At 75.7% G+C, this 19,303-nt stretch carries 15 protein-coding genes and 1 pseudogene; 11 read left to right on the plus strand and 5 right to left on the minus strand.

From position 1 onward, the window contains the following. Positions 1–27 precede the first annotated feature (27 nt). Positions 28–1,527 (minus strand): MFS transporter, encoded by a 1,500-nt coding sequence (locus tag ACSHWO_RS35995; protein ID WP_385835350.1) that lies wholly within the window; start codon positions 1,525–1,527, stop codon positions 28–30. A 328-nt stretch (positions 1,528–1,855) separates the two neighbouring features. Here ACSHWO_RS35995 and ACSHWO_RS36000 point away from each other — a divergent pair, with 328 nt between their 5' ends. The 7 genes from ACSHWO_RS36000 (at position 1,856) to ACSHWO_RS36030 (ending at position 13,690) form a co-directional block, all read left to right on the plus strand. Further along, a complete protein-coding gene (locus ACSHWO_RS36000) occupies positions 1,856–2,617 on the plus strand; it encodes a thioesterase II family protein (protein ID WP_438319514.1) in 762 nt (253 codons plus the stop codon). 384 nt (positions 2,618–3,001) lie between these two features. Next, a complete protein-coding gene (locus ACSHWO_RS36005; protein WP_438319515.1) occupies positions 3,002–4,117 on the plus strand; it encodes a 3-oxoacyl-ACP synthase III family protein in 1,116 nt (371 codons plus the stop codon). A gap of 5 nt (positions 4,118–4,122) precedes the next feature. Beyond that, positions 4,123–4,998, plus strand: coding sequence for a hypothetical protein (locus tag ACSHWO_RS36010; protein ID WP_438319516.1), 876 nt, complete (start codon positions 4,123–4,125; stop codon positions 4,996–4,998). A 5-nt stretch (positions 4,999–5,003) separates the two neighbouring features. Next, positions 5,004–7,331 carry an AMP-binding protein gene (locus tag ACSHWO_RS36015; RefSeq protein ID WP_438319518.1) on the plus strand — a complete coding sequence of 776 codons (2,328 nt, stop codon included), beginning with the start codon at positions 5,004–5,006 and terminating at the stop codon, positions 7,329–7,331. After that, positions 7,328–8,533, plus strand: a complete 1,206-nt coding sequence (locus tag ACSHWO_RS36020) for an NAD-dependent epimerase/dehydratase family protein (protein WP_438319519.1) — start codon at positions 7,328–7,330, stop codon at positions 8,531–8,533. Before ACSHWO_RS36015 ends, ACSHWO_RS36020 begins: the two co-directional genes overlap by 4 nt. A gap of 1,186 nt (positions 8,534–9,719) precedes the next feature. Continuing rightward, positions 9,720–12,971: an amino acid adenylation domain-containing protein gene (locus ACSHWO_RS36025; RefSeq protein WP_438319520.1), complete on the plus strand. Its 3,252-nt coding sequence runs from the start codon at positions 9,720–9,722 to the stop codon at positions 12,969–12,971. After that, positions 12,968–13,690, plus strand: coding sequence for a formyltransferase family protein (locus tag ACSHWO_RS36030; RefSeq protein WP_438319521.1), 723 nt, complete (start codon positions 12,968–12,970; stop codon positions 13,688–13,690). The genes ACSHWO_RS36025 and ACSHWO_RS36030 overlap by 4 nt, the downstream gene beginning before the upstream one ends. A 314-nt stretch (positions 13,691–14,004) precedes the next feature. Here the strand turns inward: ACSHWO_RS36030 and ACSHWO_RS36035 are convergent. Continuing rightward, positions 14,005–14,361: pseudogene (locus tag ACSHWO_RS36035) on the minus strand (serine hydrolase domain-containing protein); the annotation flags it as partial. A 118-nt stretch (positions 14,362–14,479) separates the two neighbouring features. On the opposite strand from ACSHWO_RS36035, the gene ACSHWO_RS36040 reads away from it, so the two are divergent. The 4 genes from ACSHWO_RS36040 (at position 14,480) to ACSHWO_RS36055 (ending at position 17,029) form a co-directional block, all read left to right on the plus strand. Next, entirely contained in the window at positions 14,480–14,938 is a 459-nt protein-coding gene (locus ACSHWO_RS36040; RefSeq protein ID WP_438319522.1) for a YbhB/YbcL family Raf kinase inhibitor-like protein, read from the plus strand. 142 nt (positions 14,939–15,080) lie between these two features. Continuing rightward, a complete protein-coding gene (locus ACSHWO_RS36045) occupies positions 15,081–15,239 on the plus strand; it encodes a hypothetical protein (protein WP_438319523.1) in 159 nt (52 codons plus the stop codon). Between the two features lie 543 nt (positions 15,240–15,782). Then, positions 15,783–16,160 carry a VOC family protein gene (locus ACSHWO_RS36050; protein ID WP_361094662.1) on the plus strand — a complete coding sequence of 126 codons (378 nt, stop codon included), beginning with the start codon at positions 15,783–15,785 and terminating at the stop codon, positions 16,158–16,160. Continuing rightward, positions 16,157–17,029 (plus strand): thioesterase II family protein, encoded by an 873-nt coding sequence (locus tag ACSHWO_RS36055; RefSeq protein WP_438319524.1) that lies wholly within the window; start codon positions 16,157–16,159, stop codon positions 17,027–17,029. Before ACSHWO_RS36050 ends, ACSHWO_RS36055 begins: the two co-directional genes overlap by 4 nt. Positions 17,030–17,074: 45 nt before the next feature. Here the strand turns inward: ACSHWO_RS36055 and ACSHWO_RS36060 are convergent, their stop codons facing one another. The 3 genes from ACSHWO_RS36060 to ACSHWO_RS36070 form a co-directional block, all read right to left on the minus strand. Next, on the minus strand, positions 17,075–17,317 hold the full coding sequence (locus tag ACSHWO_RS36060) for a hypothetical protein (RefSeq protein WP_438319525.1): 243 nt from the start codon (positions 17,315–17,317) through the stop codon (positions 17,075–17,077). Next, on the minus strand, positions 17,314–17,961 hold the full coding sequence (locus tag ACSHWO_RS36065; RefSeq protein ID WP_438319832.1) for a TNT domain-containing protein: 648 nt from the start codon (positions 17,959–17,961) through the stop codon (positions 17,314–17,316). Before ACSHWO_RS36065 ends, ACSHWO_RS36060 begins: the two co-directional genes overlap by 4 nt. 154 nt (positions 17,962–18,115) lie before the next feature. Next, the gene (locus tag ACSHWO_RS36070; protein WP_438319526.1) at positions 18,116–19,114 is read right to left on the minus strand and encodes a CPBP family intramembrane glutamic endopeptidase; all 999 of its coding nucleotides are present in this window, start codon (positions 19,112–19,114) and stop codon (positions 18,116–18,118) included. Between the last annotated feature and the right edge of the window lie 189 nt (positions 19,115–19,303).

Here is a 19,303-nt window from a genome sequence, read left to right on the forward strand (position 1 = left end):
CCGTATGGCCAAGTTTCGCCCGCGCGGCTAGAGCGCGGCCTGACTCCGGGTGGGCTCGGCCCCGCGTCCGGGCAGGGCGCGGGCCACGGCCACCACGAGCGCGAACACGCCGGCGGAGCACAGGAGTGCCACGCCGAGGGCATCGGCGTACGCGCCGGCCGGGACGCCCGCCGCGGCGGGGCCGCCGGCCGGTTTCCCGAGCCCGCCGAAGAAGGCCGCGCCGATGACGGCGATGCCCACCGCGGAGCCGAACTGGGTGGCGGCGTTGATCACGCCGGCGCCGGCGCCGGTCTCGCTCGGCGACTGGGAGGCCAGCAGGACGGAGGTGAGGACGGGGGAGCTCAGCCCCGTGCCCGCCCCCATCAGGAAGGCGGCGGCCAGCACCGGGACGAACCCCGTCCGGCCGGCGGAAGCCAGTGCGGCCGTACCCAGGCACGCGGCGAGCATGGTCAGCGCCCCGGCCGTGACGAACAGCCGGGGGCGTGCCGGTCCGAACTTCCAGGCGACCTGGAAGACCAGGGCGATGCCCACCGGGACCGCGGCCACGGCCAGCGAGGTGCGCGTGGAGGACCACGCGAGCCCGAACTGGAGGTAGTAGGTGAGCAGGAAGGTGAAGGAGGTCGCCCCGGAGAAGGTCAGCAGGGCCGCCGCCAGACCGGCGGTGAAGGTCCGCTCGCGGAACAGGGTGGGCGGGACCAGGACGTCGACGCCCTCGGCAAAGCGGCGCCGCTGGTGGGTGACGAAGTACAGCCACAGGCCGACCGAGGCGGCGAGCAGCACCAGGGACCACACCGGCCACCCCTGCTCGGGGCCCTGCACCAGCGGGAACATCAGCGACAGCGAGGCCAGGGCCACCCAGACGGCGCCGGACAGGTCGAGCGCGGGCCGCTGCTCCGCCCGCCCCTCCGGAAGCACCCGGAACGCACACGCCAGCAGGACGGCGCCGATCGGCACGTTGATCCAGAAGACCGCGCGCCAGCCGGTCCCGAACAGGTCGAGGTCGGTGAGCAGGCCACCCACCACAGGACCTCCGATACTGCCCGCGCTGATCGCGAGTCCGGTGACCGCGGAGGCGAGTCCCCACTCCTCGGGCCGGAACTGCTGCCGGATCACGGCCATGCTCTGGGGCAGCATCAGGGCGACCATGGAGCCCTGCGCGACCCGGCCCCCCACGAGCAGTTCGGGCCAGGGCGCCGCCGCGACCACACCCGAGGCCAGCGTGAATCCGGCGACGCCGATCAGGAACACGCGCCGGGTGCCGTGGATGTCGCCCAGCCGGCCTCCGGTGATCAGCAGCACGGCCGTGGCCAGCGAGTAGCCCGCCACGGCCCACTGGGCGGTGGCAAAGCCCCCGCCGAGGTCACGCTGGATGCTCGGGAGGGCGACGGCCACGATGTTGGCGTCGAGGCCGTCGAAGAACGAGGCCGCGCCGAGCACCCCCAGGACCGCCCAGCGTCGGCGGGAGAGGCCGCCGGACCCGGCCGGCCGCTCCTCCGCCTCGCGTCGTACGTCCTCAGCAATGGCCATGACGGCGGCTCCTTCGTGGGTGTCGGGGGCTCTGGCCCGTGGTGCCCGGCGACGGCTCGCCCTGCCGCGGCCGTTCGGTCGGGCACCGTTCTGGTCGTGCCGTTCGCGCGTCGCGCAGGACGTCATTGGACGGCGACGGCCTGGAGCCCCGCTGGAGAGGATGCCGAGCCGCCGCCTGGACGACCTGGAACCTCGAGCGGGATCGGAGTGCCCGTCGAGCAGGGATCGAGCGCCTTGACAGGCTTTCCGGCTGTCTTGATCGTTCTGTTCGGCAAAGGCGCCGCCCACCCGAATTCGCCCAGGACGCCAGAATCGACGAGGACACACCATGACCCGAGTGGCCGTTTCCCCCGGTCTTTGGACACGGCAGTACCATGCGCGGCCGGAAGCGCCCGCAAGGGTTTTCTGCTTTCCCCATGCAGGAGGCTCCGCGAGTTCCTTCCACCCGATGTCCGCGAGCCTGGCGGCCGCGCAGCTGGACGTGGTGTGCCTCCAGTACCCGGGCCGGCAGGACCGGCTGGGCGAGCCGTGCGTCGACGACCTGCACGAGCTGGCCGACCGGGTCGTGGCGGAGATCGAGCCGTGGCTCGACCGGCCGGTGCTCCTGTTCGGCCACAGCATGGGGGCCACCGTCGCCTTCGAGGTCGCCCTGCGCATGGAGCACGACCTCGGCATCGTGCCCCGGGCGGCGTTCTTCTCCGGCCGCAGGGCGCCCTCCGTCCGGCGGGAGGGCGCCCTCGTGGACCTGGAGAGCGACGAGGCCCTGCTCCGCGAGATCCGCTCCCTCGGCGGTACCGACGCCCGCTTCCTCGACGACGAGGGGGTCCGCGAGATGATCCTGCCCGCGATCCGGGGCGACTTCCGGGCCGTGCAGGGCTATCGGCCGTCCGGCCGTTCGGTGTTGAGCTGCCCGGTCCGGGTCCTCACGGGAGACGGCGATCCGAAGACGACGGTCGCGGAGGCGGAGGCCTGGAGCGGGCACACGACGGGACCCTGCGAAGTCCGGGTCTTCCGCGGCGATCACTTCTTCCTCGCCGACCACCTGCCGGAGATCACGCGGCTCGTCGCCGAGGCGGCCGCCCTGGGCTGACCGTGGCCCTCCGCGGTCACGGATGTCAGGGCCCAGTCAAGGCGGACCGGGCGATTCCGGACATCTTTTCGCCGCCCGCCCGTCGCGCTGCCGCTCCTGCCGTGGCGCGGACGGGCGGGGCGGCCCCCCTCCCCCTGACGGGGACCGGCGCGCCGACGCCGCCCACCGGCCCGCGATCCGGGCCGACCAACGAGAACCGGCCCTCCGGGGGATTGGCTGATATTCGATCGGACGATGCTGTTCCGGCTGTCTCCGGCTCCGGCTCGGAAAATCCGTACGCTACGGTAACTTCACTGTCCGTCAACAGTGTTGTTTTAAACCCCTCTGCCATTTCCCGACCGGTGCCCACCCACGGGCCCCGGCGGATCGCCATGGAGGGCGAATATGCGTACCACCGAGCGCCGCAGCCGAATAGAGGCCCTCGGCGCCTTTCTTCCCGCGGGATCGCAGACCAACGACGAAATCCGCGCCGAAGCCCCGGGCCTCGGCGACGCGGACGTCGAGCGGATCACCGGGATCGCCGAGCGGCGCGTCCACGACCCCGATCCGACCGCCGGGGAGGACTCCTTCGGGATGGCCCTGGCCGCCGCCCGCGACTGCCTGGCCGCCTCCCGCCACCGCGCCACCGACCTCGACGTCGTCATCAGCGCCTCGATCACCCGGGTCAAGGACGGCGGCCGCTTCCACTTCGAGCCGTCCTTCGCCGGCATGCTGGCCGGGGAGCTGGGCGCCCGTCCCGGCATCATCAGCTTCGACGTGTCCAACGCCTGCGCCGGCATGATGACCGGGGTGTGGCTCCTCGACCGCATGATCCGCTCCGGCGCGGTCCGCAGCGGCATGGTCGTCAGCGGCGAGCAGGCCACCCGCGTCGCCCGCACCGCCGCCCGCGAACTCACCGACTCCTACGACCCGCAGTTCGCCTCCCTCTCGGTCGGCGACTCGGCCGCCGCGGTCATCCTCGACGAATCGACGGACCCCGCCGACCGCATCCACTACATCGAGCTCATGACCTGTTCGGAATACTCCCACCTGTGCCTGGGAATGCCGAGCGACCGTAGTCAGGGAATCGGCCTCTACACCGACAACAAGAAGATGCACGACCGTGACCGGCTCAAGTTGTGGCCGAGATTCCATGAGGACTTCCTCGCCAAGAACGGCCGCCGTTTCGCCGACGAGGAATTCGACTACGTGATCCACCACCAGGTCGGCACGCGATTCATCGACTACGTCAACCAGACCGCCGAGGCCGAGTTCGGCACCCCCATGCCGGCCTCCCTCCAGGTGGTCGAGCGGTTCGGCAACACCGCGACCACCTCCCACTTCCTCACCCTCCGCGAGCACCTGCGGGGCAACGTGCCGTCCGTCCGCGACGCCGCCCCCAGCGACGGCACCGCCCACGAGGGGGCCCGCATCGGCGGAGCCCGGTACCTGATGGTGCCCGCCGCCTCCGGCGTCGTCACCGGAGCCCTGTCCGCCACGATCACGAACGCCGGGGTGTGAGCCGCATGGGCATCGTCATCACCGCCGCCGCCACCGCGGTCCACACCGACCCCGCCACCGCGGCCTCCGTCGTGGACCTCGCCGGGCGCGCGGCCCGCAGCTGCCTGGACGGCGCCCGCGTCTCCCCGTCCGGGGTCGGCGTCCTCGTCAACGTCGGCGTCTACCGCGAACACAACACCTTCGAACCGGCCATGTCCGCCCTGGTCCAGAAGGAAGTCGGCATCAACCTCGACTACCTCGCCGAGCCCCAGCCCGCCGCCGGCTTCTCCTTCGACCTGATGAACGGGGCCTGCGGCGTGCTCAGCGCCGTCCAGACCGCGCAGGCCCTGCTGGCGACCGGCACCACCGAGCGGCTGCTGATCACCGCCGCCGACGTCCACCCGGGCGGGGACGCCGCCGCCGACCCCGACTACCCGTACGCCGACCTGGCCGGCGCCTTCCTGCTGGAGCGCGCCGCCGACCCGGACACCGGCTTCGGGCCCGTACGCCACTACGGCGCCGACCGGCCCACCGACGTCGAGGGCTACCTCGACCTCGACACCATGGGCGCGGGCGGCCGCTCCCGCATCACGGTCCGCCGCACCCCAGGCCACGACACGCGGACCGGCGAACTCGCCGCCGCGGCAGTGGCCTCGTACGCGCGGGAGTTCGGCCTCGACCTCACCCGCACCCTGCTCATCGGCCCGCAGGTGCCGTTGGACGCCGCTCTCCCGCCCGGCATGACGGGGGAGGCGCACACCGCCGCCCCGATCCTCGGCTACCTGCGCGCCCTGGAGGGCGGCGGCGCGGTCCGGCCCGACGACCACGACGGGATCCTGTTCGTGACCGCCGGCGCCGGACCGAGCGCGGCCTGCGTCTCGTACCGGCCGCAGGGGTGGTGACCGGCATGACATCGGCAGCCACCCGGCAGCCCGCGTCCCACCGGCCCGCCGCCGGCACCCCCGGCCCGGGCCCGGGCGACCTCGACGCGCAGAGCCTCGCCGGGCTCCTGGAACGCAACGCCCGCGCCCACCCCGACAAGCCGGCCGTCATCCACCCGGAGCCCGCAGCCCGCCGGATGCCCGGCTCCGGCCCCGCCGGTCCCGCCGGCCCGGTCCGGCCCCCCGCGTACGGCACCCTCACCTACGGCGAACTGCAGCGGGCAGTCGAGCAACTGGCCGCGGGCTTCACCCGGGCCGGGATCACCAAGGGCACCAAGACCGTCCTGATGGCCCCGCCCGGCCCCGAGCTGTTCGCGCTGGTCTTCGCCCTGTTCCGGATCGGCGCCGTGCCCGTCGTCGTCGACCCGGGCATGGGCGTGCGCCGGATGCTGCACTGCTACCGGACCGTGGGCGCCGAGGCGTTCATCGGGCCGCCGCTCGCCCACCTCGTCCGGCTGCTGGGCCGCCGCACCTTCGCCGGGATCCGGGTGCCCGTCACCCTGGGCCGGCACCGCCTCGGCCGTGCCCGCACCCTGACCGCGGTACGCGCCCTCGGCGCCGACAGCGCGCGCCGCGGCGGCCCGGCTCCGGTCGCGGCCGGCAGCGACGACCTCCTGATGATCGGCTTCACCACCGGAAGCACGGGCCCCGCCAAGGGCGTCGAGTACACCCACCGGATGGCCCTGTCCATCGCCCGCCAGATCGAGGCCGTCCACGGCCGCACCAGCGAGGACACCTCCCTGGTCACCCTGCCGTTCTACGGGGTCCTCGACCTGGTCTACGGCTCGACCCTCGTCCTCGCCCCGCTGGCCCCCGCCCGGGTGGCGCAGGCCGACCCGGCGCTCGTGGTCGACGCGCTGGAACGCTTCGCCGTGACCACGATGTTCGCCTCGCCCGCCCTGCTGCGCACCCTCGCCGACCACCTCACGGCCGCCGCCCCGGGCCGCCACCCGCTGCCCGCCCTGCGCTGCGTCGTCGGCGGCGGAGCCCCCGTCCCCGACACGACCGTGGCCGCGCTGCGCCGCGTACTGGACGCCGACGCGCGCATCCACGTCACGTACGGGGCGACGGAGGTCCTCCCGATCACGTCGATCGAGGCCGCGGAACTCCTCGGAACCGCCCCGACGGCCGCCGGGGCGCCCGCCTCGAACGGAGCGGGGACCGCCACGGACACCGGTCCCGGTGCCGGTGCGGGTACCGCTGCGCGGGCCGCCGAAGGCGCCGGGACCTGCGTCGGCCGGCCCGTGCCCGGCACCCGGGTCGCGATCCTGCCCGTCACCGACGGCCCGCTGCCCCGCCTCGCGGCGGGGGCGCGCCTGCCGGCGGGGCGGGTCGGCGAGATCGCCGTCCACGGCGAGTCCGTCAGCCGCCGCTACCACCGCTCTCCGGACGCCGACCGCCGGCACAAGGTCCTCGACGAGCACGAGCACGAGCACAAGCCCGAGGACGCGGCCGCGGCCGCGACGGGCGGCGACGCCCCCTCGCACCGCACCTGGCACCGCACCGGGGACCTCGGCTACCTCGACGACGAGGGGCGGCTGTGGTTCTGCGGCCGCGCGGCCCAGCGCGTCCGCGCCGAACACCGCGACCTGCACACCGTGCGCTGCGAGGGCGTCTTCAACGCCCACCCCCTGGTCCGCCGCACCGCCCTCGTCGGCGTCACGGATACCGCCACCGCTCCCGGCACCACCGCGGACAGCGGCTGGGGCACCGGCACGGGCACCGGCAGCGGCAGCGGCAGCGGCCGAGGACGAGGACGAGGCGGAGGCGGCGGGGACAAGGGCGTGCGCGGCGGGCAACGCCCGGTCGTCTGCGTGGAGACCGAAGGGGACCTCGGCCCCGAGGCCTGGCACCGCCTGGTCGGCGAACTCCGGGCCCTCGCCTGCGCGCACGCCCCGACCACCGGCCTGGAGCTCGCGGAGTTCCTCCGCCACCCCGGCTTCCCCGTCGACATCCGGCACAACGCCAAGATCGGCCGCGAGGAGCTCGCCCGCTGGGCCGAACGCCGCCTCGCCCCGCCCGCCCCCCTGCTCTCCCGGGACCGCGCCGCACAGCTCGTCCCGCTCGCAGGCTGGGCGTACCTCGTGGGCGGAGCCGTGTGGGCCGCGACCGTCGGGGTCCCCGCCGCCCGCCTCCCGCGCGTCCTGTGGTGGACGGACGCGGCACTGAGCATCGCCGGGCACGCCGCCCAGATCCCGCTCGCCCTGCCGCGTGCCCGCGCCGCCGGCGTCGGCCGCCCCGCGGCGGTCGGCCTCACCCTCCTGTACGGCGCGACCTGGTGGCGGAAGCTGTGACCGCCACCATCCTGATCACCGGCGGCACCGGCTTCCTCGGCGGCCATCTGGTCGACGCCTGCGTCGCGTCCGGCCACCGCGTACGGGCCCTGGTGCGCGCCGGCAGCGACACGGCCCGGCTGCGCGCCCTGCCCGGCGTCGAACCCGTCACCGGCGACCTCACGCAGCCGGACTCGCTGGAGCGGGCCGCCGAGGGCTGCGAGGCCGTGGTGCACAGTGCGGCGCGCGTCGTCGACCACGGCAGCCGGGAGCAGTTCGAAGCCGCCAACGTCACCGGCACGCTCCGGCTGATGGCGGCCGCCCGGACGGCCGGGGCCCGGCGGTTCGTGTTCGTGTCGAGCCCGAGCGCGCTGATGCACCTGCACGAGGGCGACCGCCTCGGCATCGACGAGAGCACCCCGTACCCCACCCGCTGGTTCAACCACTACTGCGCGTCGAAGGCCATCGCCGAGCAGCACGTCCTGGCCGCGGACACACCGGAGTTCACCACCTGCGCGCTGCGCCCGCGCGGCATCTGGGGGCCCCGCGACCACGCAGGGTTCCTGCCGAGGCTGGTCGGCGCCATGCACGCCGGGCGGCTGCCCGACCTGTCGGGCGGCAAGCGCGTCCTGGTGTCGCTGTGCCACGTCGACAACGCGGTGGACGCCTGCCTGCGGGCCGCCGTCACCGCCCCCGCCGAACGCATCGGCGGCCGCGCGTACTTCGTCGCGGACCGCGAGGTCACGGACCTTTGGCCGTTCCTCGCCGAGACCGCGGGCCTGCTCGGCTGCGCCCCGCCCGCCCCGCGCATCCCCCTCCCGGTGGGACGGGCCCTGGCGGCCACGGTGGAGACCCTGTGGCGGCTCAGGCCCGACGCGGGCACGACCACCCCGCCGCTGAGCCGCTACATGATGGCCCTGCTGACGCGCTCGACGACGTACGACACCACCGCCGCCCGACGCGACCTCGGCTACGCGGCCCCCCGCACCCGCGCCGAAGGCCTCCGCGACCTGGCGGCCTGGGTGGCGTCCCAGGGCGGCATCCCGGCCTGGACCACCCCGCCCGCCCCCGGCCCGGCTGCGCCCGTGCCGCCGGCCGCCGCTGGGGCTGCTGGCGGCACGGGCGCCGCTGGTCCGGTCGCGGGCGGTTCGGCTGCCGCCGGTGCACCGTCCGGAACCACGGACCGGGCCGGTTCGGCCGGCCGAGGGGACATCCCGCGATGACCACGCCCGCCACGCCGGCCACGGCCGCCAACGCCCCGGCCGGGTCGGCGGCGGCCTGGGCGGCCGTGGTCGGATCGGCCGTGGTCGGGTCGGCCGTGGCCTTCGCGATCGCCGCCCGCCCCGGCCGGTCGGATCGCTTCGGTCCCGCCCGGCCGGCGGCGGAGGGTCCCGCCCGCCGGATGCGGCCCGGGCAGCCCGGGCGGCGACCCGCAGGCACCGCCGGGTCCGAGTGGGCGGGGCCCACCGTGCCCCGGTCGGCGGACGCCACCGGGGCCCGGTCGGCGGACGGCCCCGAGCCGAGCCGCGACCCGGGGCGCCCGCCCGGAGGCGTTCCCGACGTCGGCGGCCACGTGCGGCCGGGGCGCCGGATGCCGGCGACGGCGGCGAACGTGCTCGGGGCCAGGTCCGACAGCCGCTTCCGCCGCGCCCCTGGTGCTGGTTCCGAGCCCGGTCACCGGTTCGGCGCAGTGGACGTCGTCGCCCCTCCCGACACGGCCGGGGTCGGATCGGCACCCCGTGCCGTGACCGGGGCGCGCCCCGACCTCCGTTGCGCTTCCGCTCCCGGGCGACCCGCCGCCGACGCCCCGGTCCCAGCCGGGCCCGTTCCCGGCGCGACCCGAGGGAAGCCCCGGGCCGCCGGGTGCGCGGCTCCGCGCCCAGCGCGGCAGCTGACACCGCCGGACCCCGGCCGCTCCGAGGGCGGGCACCCGTCAGGCGCCCACGGCACGCCCACCTCATGCCGCTGGCCCACTGCCGCGTACGACAGACCCCGCCGGTCCTGTCGTCCGAGAGGGACGTTCCGCGACGACCGCGTGCACGACTGCCCCCGCCCCGGTCGCGGCCGGCGCGGCCACCTTCCGTGCGGTCGTCCCCGGCCCGTCGGTCGGAGCGACAGGACCGGCGGGCTCGGCCGCCCGAGGGGGCGGTCCGCGATGACCACGTGCTCGACCACGCCCACCACCGCCCCTGCCGCCGGCGGATCGGTCGCCTCCCGGGCGACCGCCGCCGGCCCACCGTCACGCACCACAGACCAGGCCGGTTCGGCCGCCCGAGGGGACACCCCGCGATGACCACGCATCCGACCACACCCGCCGTACCCGCCTCACCTGACTCACCGGCCTCACCTGCCCTGTCCGGCGGCGCCACTGCCGACCGGGCCGCCTCGGTCGCCCCGTACCGTCGCCCGGTGTCGCCCACCGAGCGCCTCTACCTCGCCGCCGGTCAGGCCCGCGGGGACATGGCCCTGAGGATCGTCGTCGAGGGCGACGGGCTGCCCGGCCGCGACGCGCTCAGGGCCGCCGTGGCCCGGGCCGCCGAGGCCTGCCCCGGCTCCCGCCTGGTGCGCCGCGGCCCGCTGTGGGTGGCCGCCGGCCCGCTGCCGCAGGTCGTGTACGCCGACCCGGCCGCCGAGGCCTTCGACGCCTCCGCCCCCGCCACCGCCGAGCTGCTCACCGGCCGCACCGGCCGCACCGGCCCGGCCGATCCGCCCGGCTGCGGGGTGCTCGCCGTGCCCGGCCAGGACGGTACGCCCACCGCCCTCGTCTTCAGCGCCTCGCACGCCCTGATGGACGGTCACGGCGCCCTGACCTGGGTACGGGAGGTCTTCCGTGCCCTGCGCGGCGAACCGGCGAGGCCCGCCGCCGACCCGGCCACCGACCACGGCCTGCTGCGTTCCCTGCCCGCCGGACGGCGCCACCGCCGCCCGTCCCCGCTGCCCGGCCTGCCCTCGCCGCTCGGCCCCGCGACGCCCGGCACCCCGGCCCGCACCCTGTGGCTGCGCCGCACCCTGCCCGGCCGCCACCCGGCGCTGACCGCCCGTCTCGCCCAGGCCGTCGCCGACACCGCACGGCGCGACACCCGCGTCATGGTCCCCGTGGACCTGCGCCGCCACCGCCCGCACCTCAAGGCGGCGACCGGCAACCTCACGCTGCCGCTGTTCCTGGACCTCCGTCCCGGTCAGGACTGGGCCGCAGCTCACTCCGGGCTGCTGGCGGGCCTCGCCGACGGCGCCGAACTCGCGGCCGGATTCGAGGCCGGCCTCGTGTCCCGGCTGCCCCCGGCCGCCGTCGCCGCGCTGCTGCGCGCCTCGCAGGCCGCCTCCGTCCGCGCCGACCGCCACCTGGCCTCGGCCGTGGTCTCCCACGTCGGCCTGCTGGACCCGCAGGAGCTGTCCGGTGGGGGCTTCACCGCCGCCACCGCGTACGCACTTCCCGTGCACGCGCCGCTCGTCCCGCTGTCGTTCGCCGTGGCCGAGACCCCCGACGCCACCGAGATCACCCTCGGCGTACGCGCCTGCGATCCGCACCTCCGACGGCACGCGTCGGCCTTCCTGGACACGGTCGTCACCACCGCCACCGCCACCGCCGCGGACCGCCCCGCAGCCCCCGGCTCCCCGACTGCGGGGGCCGCATCCGGTCCGGCGGAACCGGAGGCCCCGCCGGCGTCCGCCACCGTCGTCGACCTCTTCCGCGCCCAGGCCGCCCGTACGCCCGCGGCCGTCGCGCTCGACGGGCCCGACGGGCCCGTCACCTACGCCGACCTGGACCGGCGTTCCGACGCCGTCGCCGCCGAGCTGGTGCGGCGAGGGACCGGCCGCGGGGACCTCGTGGGCCTGGTCGTCGACCGGACCCCGGACGGGGTCTGCGCGCTCTGGGGCGTCCTCAAGGCCGGGGCCGCCTACGTCCCGCTCGACCCGGGCCACCCGGGCCCGCGGATCCGCGACGTCCTGGAGTCCAGCGGCGTACTGCTGACCCTGACCCGGCGCCATCTCGCCGCGGAACTCGCCGACTTCGTCCCCGGGACACTGCTGCCCGTCGAGGAGATGCCGCGGACGACGGCTCCGGTGCAGGCTCCCGCTCCCGCTCCCGGTACCGGCCCCGGGCCCGGTCCCGAGGACCTGGCGTACGTCATGCACACTTCCGGTTCGACGGGCCGCCCCAAGGGCGTGCTGGTCGAACACCGAGGTCTCCTGGCCTTCGTCCACTGGATGACCGCGATGTGCCGCGTCGGCTCCGGCACCCGCTTCGGATTCGCCGCCTCCTACGCCTTCGACATCTCCTGCTTCCCGCTCTTCGTGCCGCTCCTCGCCGGCGGTACGGTCGTCCTCGCCCCCGACGCGCCGTCCCCGGCCGCCCTGCGCGCCCTCGTCGGAGAACACCGCGCCGACACGCTCGCCGTGACGCCGTCCCACCTCGCCCTCCTCGCCGGCAACGGCGGCGGCCGGCTGCGCACCCTGCTGCTCGGCGGCGAGGAACTCACTCCGGCCGCCGTCCGTTCCGCGTACGCGGCCTTCGGAGCCGACTGCCGCGTGATCAACGGGTACGGGCCCACCGAGGCCACCGTCGCCTGCCTCGCCCATGTCGTCGACGGCACCGAGACCGGCCCGTCCCTGCCTCTCGGCGCCCCCGGCCCGGGGGCCCGCGTCGACCTGGTCGCGGAGGACGGCGAGGTCATCGGCACCGGCCCGGCGGACACGGGCCGCGTCGGCGAGATCGTGGTACGCGGCCCCCAGGTGGCCCGCGGTTACCTGGTACCGGCCGAGCCGGCCGGGGAGCCTACGGCCGCGCCGGCCGCCACCGCTGCTGCGTCCACCTCGCCGTTCTCGACCGGAGCCGACGGGGTGCGCTCGTACCGTACGGGCGACCTCGGCCGGCGCCTCCCCGGCGGAGCCATCGCCTTCGCGGGTCGGGCGGACGGCCAGTTGAAGATTTCCGGGTACCGGATCGAGCCGGCCGAGGTCACCGCCGCCCTGGAGGCCCACCCGGCCGTGGCCCGCGCCGCGGTCACGGCCCGCCGCCGGGCGGCCGCCGGGTCGGCGGTGCTGTGCGCGTACGTGGTCCTGGCCCGCACCCCGGACCACCACCCCGCCGACCCGGAGGCGGCGGAAGCCGCGGCGGCCGTGCTGCGCGAGGAACTGGCCCGGACCCTGCCCGGGCACCTGGTGCCCGCACACGTCGTGGCCGTGGCCGCCCTGCCCACCACCATCAGCGGCAAGACCGACTTCGACGCCCTCCCCGACCCCTTCACCCGCTCCTCGCAGCCGTCCCCGGAAGGCCCGGACGCCGACGGCCCGGACGGCGACGGCCCGGACGGCGACGGCCCGGACGGCGACGGCCCGGACCCGACCGCCGAGGCCGCGGCCGGGGCGTCCGCCGGGGCCGCCGCCGGGGTCGCCGACGCCCTCCCCGCCCGTGTCGCGGGGCACTGGGCGGCGATCCTCGGCGTGGACGCCTCCGGCCTGACCCCCGACTCCGACTTCCAGGCGCTGGGCGGGGACTCCCTCGCCCTCGTCGAGATGCTCAGCGCGGTCAGCGACGACCTGCTCACCCCGGACCAGGCCCGCCGTTTCACCGAGGACCTCGCCGGCCTGGTCCGCGAGCTGACGCTCGGGCAGGTCTGCGCCCGCCTCACCACCGTTCGCGAGGAGACCCCCGCATGATCTTCGTCGGAGACGGCGCGCTGCTGCGCCGGGCCGTCGCCCACGCCGCCGCCCGCGGCCACCGCGTCGACCTGGTCTGCTCCGCCGACCCGCTCGACGCCGCGGCCGCCGGCCCGGCCACCCCGCACCTGGACCCCGCCCCGGACGTCAACGCGCACGCCGACACCCTCGCCGCAGCCTGCACCGACGGCATCGTCTGGTCGGTCAACAACCGGCACATCTTCCGCGCCCCGCTGCTCTCCCTCGGCCTGCGGATCGTCAACGTCCACAACGGCCTGCTGCCCCAGCACCGCGGACTGCCGTCCGCCGCCATCGCCTTCGCCCTGCTGCACGGCGACACCGAGTACGGGGCCACCGTCCACGAGGTCGACGCGGGCATCGACACCGGCCCGGTCCTCGCCGAGCAGCGCTTCCCCGTCGGCCCCGAGGACCGCTTCCACCAGGTGATGCTGCGGGGCGTCCGCGCCTGCCGGACCCTGTTCGAGCAGACGTTGCCCGCCGTCGCCGCCACGGTCACCACCGGCGCCACGGTCGCCGCCCCGCCGGCCCCCGCCGCCCGGACCGCCCCGTCCGCGTACTACGGCACCCGCGCCCTGGGCCGTCTCGCGGACCACCGGCACGACCCGGCCTTCGCCCGCGCCACCGACCTCGGCCCCTTCGCCGCGCACGCCCCGGAGCTCGCCCGCGCGCTGGACCTCGTACGGGCGATGGAGCCGTAGGCGGGCCGGGGGACGGAGACAGCGGGAGGGGGATCACATCGGGGCGGGCGCGCGGGTGAACAGCCGGCCGGCGAGGTCGACGCCGACCACGGCGTGATGACGTACTCGTCCCCGTCGCCGGGCAGCAGACCCATCCCGGCGGGGGCGTGGTCCGGCGGCATCTCCGTCTCCGAGGCCGCCCGGATCTCCGGCTTGACGCGGGCCGCGAGGGTGAGCCGGGTGCCGTCGGTGGCGATGTCGAGGAACAGGGCGTCGTTCTCGTGGCCGCCCCGGAACGCCTTCCACGGCGTCGCCACCCGCAGCGCGCCGTCCTGGCCGCGGTTGTACCCGAGCGCGTACGTCCGGGTGACGACGTCGTCCAGGTCGAAGCAGGTGTCGGACAGCCCGATCGGCTCCAGGAGCAGCGAGGCCACGGCCTTCTCGAACGGCATGCCCCTCACCTTCTCGACGACCCGCCCGGCGAGGTCGTACGCGGCCTGGCTGTACGAGGGCCGCGCGCCCGGCGCGGCGAGCAGCGTGAGCCGGGACACCTCGGCCACGAAGTCGGCCAGGCTCCGGTCCTCCTCGTCGGTGTCGATCAGGTTCCAGTCGAGGCCCGAGGCGTGGTCGAGGAGGCGCAGCACGGTGACCGCGGCCGCGGCTTCCTCGTCGGCGAGCCGGAGCTCGGGCACGTAGCGGCGTACGGGTGCGCCGAGGTCGACCCCGCCCGGCTCCGCCGGGCAGGTCGACGACCCCTCGTCGACGGATGTCCTGCGCCCGGTTCATGCCGGTTCCGGGCATGATGGGGTGATGGAGATCAAGAGCCCTTCCTTCGCCGACGGCGGTTGGATCCCGGTCGAGCACTCCATCGACGGCGAAGGGTCCCAGGTCCCGCTGGAGTTCGAGGCCGTGCCGGACGGGACCGCGAGCCTGGCCCTCGTCGTCCACGACCCGGACGTCCCTCGGGACCGGCGTCCGGACGGGAACTTCGACCACTGGGTGGTGTGGAACATCCCGGCAGGGCAGCGGCGCATGACCGCGGACGAGGGCCCGGTGGGTGTCGTGGGCCGGACCACCCGCGGAACCAACACCTGGATCGGCCCGGCCCCGCCGCCCGGAGACGGGGCGCACCGCTACTTCTTCACGCTCTACGCCCTGGACGTGCTCCCGGACCTGCCCGATTCGGCCGGCCGCGGGGAACTGGAGGCCGCGATGGAGGGCCACGTGCTGGAACGGGCGGTGCTGATGGGCCGCTTCCAGCGCGACTGACCCGGCGCCGCCCGGCAGCGGCTTGCCGAGCAGGGCCGGCGTGATGACGGGGGTTGCAGCCGGCTCCCGTGTCCGGGGCGCGGCATCGCCGTCGAGCTCGGCGCCGCCGGAGCGACGGTGTACGGCCGCTGTCCTGGCCGGGGTGCTCGACGGCCCACTGTTCCGCCAGCAGCTCGTACGCTTCGGCGGTCGTCAGGCTGTCGTGGGCAAGAGAACGTACGACGTCCACCTGCACGATGCGGGCGGTGCGGGCGGTGCGGGCGGTGCGACCGCCGACCGCCTGGTCAAACGCGCTCCGTGACCCACGCCAGCTGCTCGTCCGCGTACTGACGCGAGAGGGCGCAGAGGTCGCTCATCGACGCCGGTCGTGCGGAGCGACCGCGGCGGGGGCGGGGAGGAGACCGGCGGCCGCGGCTTCGTGGACGCGTTGAGAGCGTGGCGAGTCGGTGCACGAGGTTGACCTCCCTAGGGATGGTTCCGCGTCGGGCGACTGCCCGCAGCACGCCAACGCATCGACGTCGTGGAGCCGGTACCCCGCTGGACTCCGCTCGGACGGGGGAACGATGTCCTGGTCCGAGTAGTCCCCTTCACCGTCAGGCCCGTGAGACGGGACAGGTCCCCGATGGAGCAGAGTGTGTCGCGGTCCATGCCCCGAGCTTGGAGCCTCCCCCTGCGGGGAGACGCAACCGGCGGTGATTTCCGCGGCACGGCCCGGACCGCGGCGCGACACCGTCACCGGGCCGGCCCCGGGCGCGGCGTGGGGCGGTGGTCGCCGCATGCTGAGTACCGGGATGGCCTGTCGGGCCGTCACATACTCGTTCCTTACAGGGAGAACCAGAGCCACATGTATCCGACCATCCACGCGATCACCTTCGACTGCACCGGCGACCCGTACGACCTCGGGCTGTTCTGGAGCCGGGTGCTGGGCCGCCCGCTGGCCGACGACGACAAGCCGGGCGACCCGGAGGCGATCATCAGGGACCCGGCCGGCGGCGGACCCACGCTGCTGTTCGTCCGCGTCCCGGAGGGCAAGACCGCCAAGAACCGCGTCCACCTGGACTTCCGGCCCGAGGGCCGCACCCGCGAGGAGGAGGTGCAGCGGCTCCGCGACCTCGGGGCGCAGGTGATCGCCGACCAGACCCGGCCGGACGGCGGCGGCTGGGTGGTGCTCGCCGACCCGGAGGGCAACGAGTTCTGCGTCGAGCGCGGTGAACTGGGATGACGGTCAGCACCCAGCAGCCCTGGCTGAAGCAGTTCACCACCGGCGCGGGCAGCGGTAGCGGCGCCGCCGCCGCAGCGCCCCCGGTCCGCACGGCCGCCCCCGCCCGCACCCGCATCGTCTGCCTCCCGCACGCAGGCGGCGCCGCCACCGCCTTCCAGGGCTGGGCCCGCCACCTCCCCCCGGACACCGAGCTGCTGGCCGTGCAGTACCCGGGCCGCCAGAACCGGATCGCGGAGCCCTGCATCGAGTCGATGCCGGAGCTGGCCGACGCGGTCTGCACCGCCCTGGCCGCGCTCCCGCCGCTCCCCACCGCCGTCTTCGGGCACAGCATGGGGTCGCTGGTGGCTTACGAGACCGTGGTCCGGCTGGCGCGCAGCGCGACGCCCGGGACCCTGCCGCTGCACCTCTTCGTCTCCGGGGCCGAGGCGCCCCACCGCGCCCGCAAGGACCTGCCCGCCCTGGACGACGACTCGCTGATCGCCTACACCCGACGGCAGAACGCCGTCGACGTCCCCGCCGCCCAGGACCCCTACGCCATCCCCGAACTGCTGGACCTGCTGCTGCCCTCGCTGCGCGCGGACTTCACCCTGCTGACCGGGTACCGCCCGGCGGTGCCGCCCGTCGCCGTGCCCGTCCCGGTCACCGCGCTGGGCGGCGACCAGGACTCCGGCTGCCCGGCCGAAGCCCTCCCGACCTGGGCGGACCTCACGACGGCGTGCTTCACCTCACGCGTCTTCCCCGGCGGGCACTTCTACCTCCAGGGACACGAGGGGGCCGTGGCCTCCCTGGTCGCCTCGACCCTCGCCGCTGCCGCTGCCGCTGCCGCTGCCGCCGCTGTTGCTGCCGCCGGGCGACCGCAGCCGGCGTGAGGGAAGCGGAAGCCCCCGACCGGGCGAATTCGAGGGGCCGGGGGCTCAACCGCCCAGCAGGAGCCGCCGCAGGTGCCCGCAGGCCTCGCCCTCGGTGGCGTACGAGGCGACGGGCTCGTGCGCCCCGCGCTCGTACACGCCGGTCTCCCAGCCGCCCCCGGGCCGTGCCCGCAGGTAGACGAAGTCGGGCGGTGTCGGCGCCGGTTCGTGCACGCCCTCGATCCAGTAGTGCCCGGCGGACACCCCGTGCTCCCGGAGCGCCCGTTCGAGCACCTGGCGTTCGCTCACGAGGCCGCCGGCACCAGGTAGCCGTGGTCGAGGAGCCACCTGACGTTCAGCCGCTGCCCCTCGCCCGGGCTCAGAAAGGCCGGATCCAGTTTGATCTGCCGGCCGCCGCCCGGCTGCTCGAACCAGGGGGCGATGGAGCCCTCCCACACCGTGAACGGCTTGGCCACCTCGTACGCGTGGTAGTCGCAGGGGAACGCCGCGTCCCGGGTGTTGAGGTTCTGCGGGGGCAGGGCGCGCTCGGCGTACGGGTCCCCGGCCGGGGCGAGGTACGAGCCGTACTCGGACCCGAACCGGTCCAGGCGCTCGCCGGGCTCCAGCAGCTCGGGTGCCTTGTCGACGGTCCCGTTGACCTCGGCGAAGCCGTCGTTCGGCGGGTACTTCCAACCACCGGTGTCGGCCGGACCCTCCCAGAACTTCTTCAGGAACTCGGCGGAGGTCAGCTTCCCCGTCCGCTGGTAGTGCTTGAGCAGCGGCCCGACGGGTTCCTGCCACCGCTTCGGCAGGACCTTCGGCCCGAGCCGCCCGTCACCCTGGAACTCCCCGCTGCACGCGGCGGCCGGGGCTGCCGGAGCCGCGGCAGTGGTCGTGGTGGGCGCGGCCTGGGCGGTGGCGGGTGCGGCGGCGAGGGCGACGCCGACGCCCATCGCGGCGAGGACGGCACGGATCCTCGATTCAGTGCGGCTGCGCTCCACACGGGTCTCCTTCGACGGGTCGGACGGCGTCACCGTAGTGGATCTCTGACGCTCCGTTACCACCGCCCGACGCGATCCGGCCACGCCGCCGTAGGCTCGTGCGCCGTCAGCCCGCCTGCGGCCCCGCGGCCGGCACCGGTGCGGCTTCCGCGACCGAGCCCGAGCCCGAGCCAGAGCCCGAGGTGGAGGTGGAGGCGATCCCGCGGGCGTCGGCCAGCCGAGCCACGACCAGGCAGTACGCGGGCGCGCACACCAGCTCCACCACCAGCGCCTGCCACGGCGCGTCCGCGGCCGTACCCGCGTCCGCGAGCTGCCCGAGGACCAGCGCGGTCACGAACGAGAACACGTTGTTGGCGGTGTGCATGGCCATCACGGCCTCCAACCCGCCCGTCCGGATCACCAGCCACCCCCACCACCCCGCCGAGTAGCAGAGCAGCAGGAACCCGCTCCAGCCCCCGAACCCGTGGGCGAGGGCGAACAACACCGAGGCGACGGCCACCCCCGGCCACGGCGAACGCAGGAACCCGCCGAAGAACTGCGGCAGCCAGCCCCGGAAGACGAACTCCTCCGCACTCGCCTGGAACGGAACCAGCACCGCGAACAGCACCGCCCCGAGCAACAACCGCCCCGCCGCAGGAGTGTCCCCGGCGAAGACCTCGTCACCCTCCGCGAGCCATTCCCACAGGGCCAGTGCGCCCATCTGCACCGCCATCAGCGGGAAGGCCACGGCCGCGCACACCCCGAGCCAGCGCCACCGCACCCGTCCGGCCACCGAGGCCAGCGTCCCCGCCGGCCGGGAGCCGCACCACCGCACGGCGACCATCACCGCGGGTATGCCGACCGCCAGCCCGAGGAGCCCGAGGGCGTTGTCCGCCACGGGATCCGCGAGCAACTGCTCGGCCCCGTCAGCGGCGGGCTCCAGCCCGAGCGCGTCCGCCCCCAACAGGCCCAACCCGGTCACCACGATCATCGCGACGGCCAGCAGTCCGACCACGGCGAGCAGTTCACCGATCCGCCGCGGCCAGCCCTGCCGCCCGTTCCGCGCCTGCTCGTGATACCGAGACCCGCCCGGCGCGGCCACCACCGCGGGCCCGCTGCCGTACACCGCGGCCCACTCCTCCGCCGAAGGCCACCCCTGCGCCCCCGCACCCCCGGACCACCCCTGCGCCCCCGCACCCCCGGACCACCCCTGCGCCCCACTGCCGGGCGCCGCAGACCACCCCTGCGGCCCCGCACCCCCCTGCGGCTGCGGCCAAGCCCGCGCCCCACCCCCCGGCGGGGCGGACCCCGGCTG

Origin of the sequence: Streptomyces pallidus (ex Mingjun et al. 2026) (assembly GCF_051550185.1) — a bacterium.
Classification (GTDB): Bacteria; Actinomycetota; Actinomycetes; order Streptomycetales; family Streptomycetaceae; genus Streptomyces.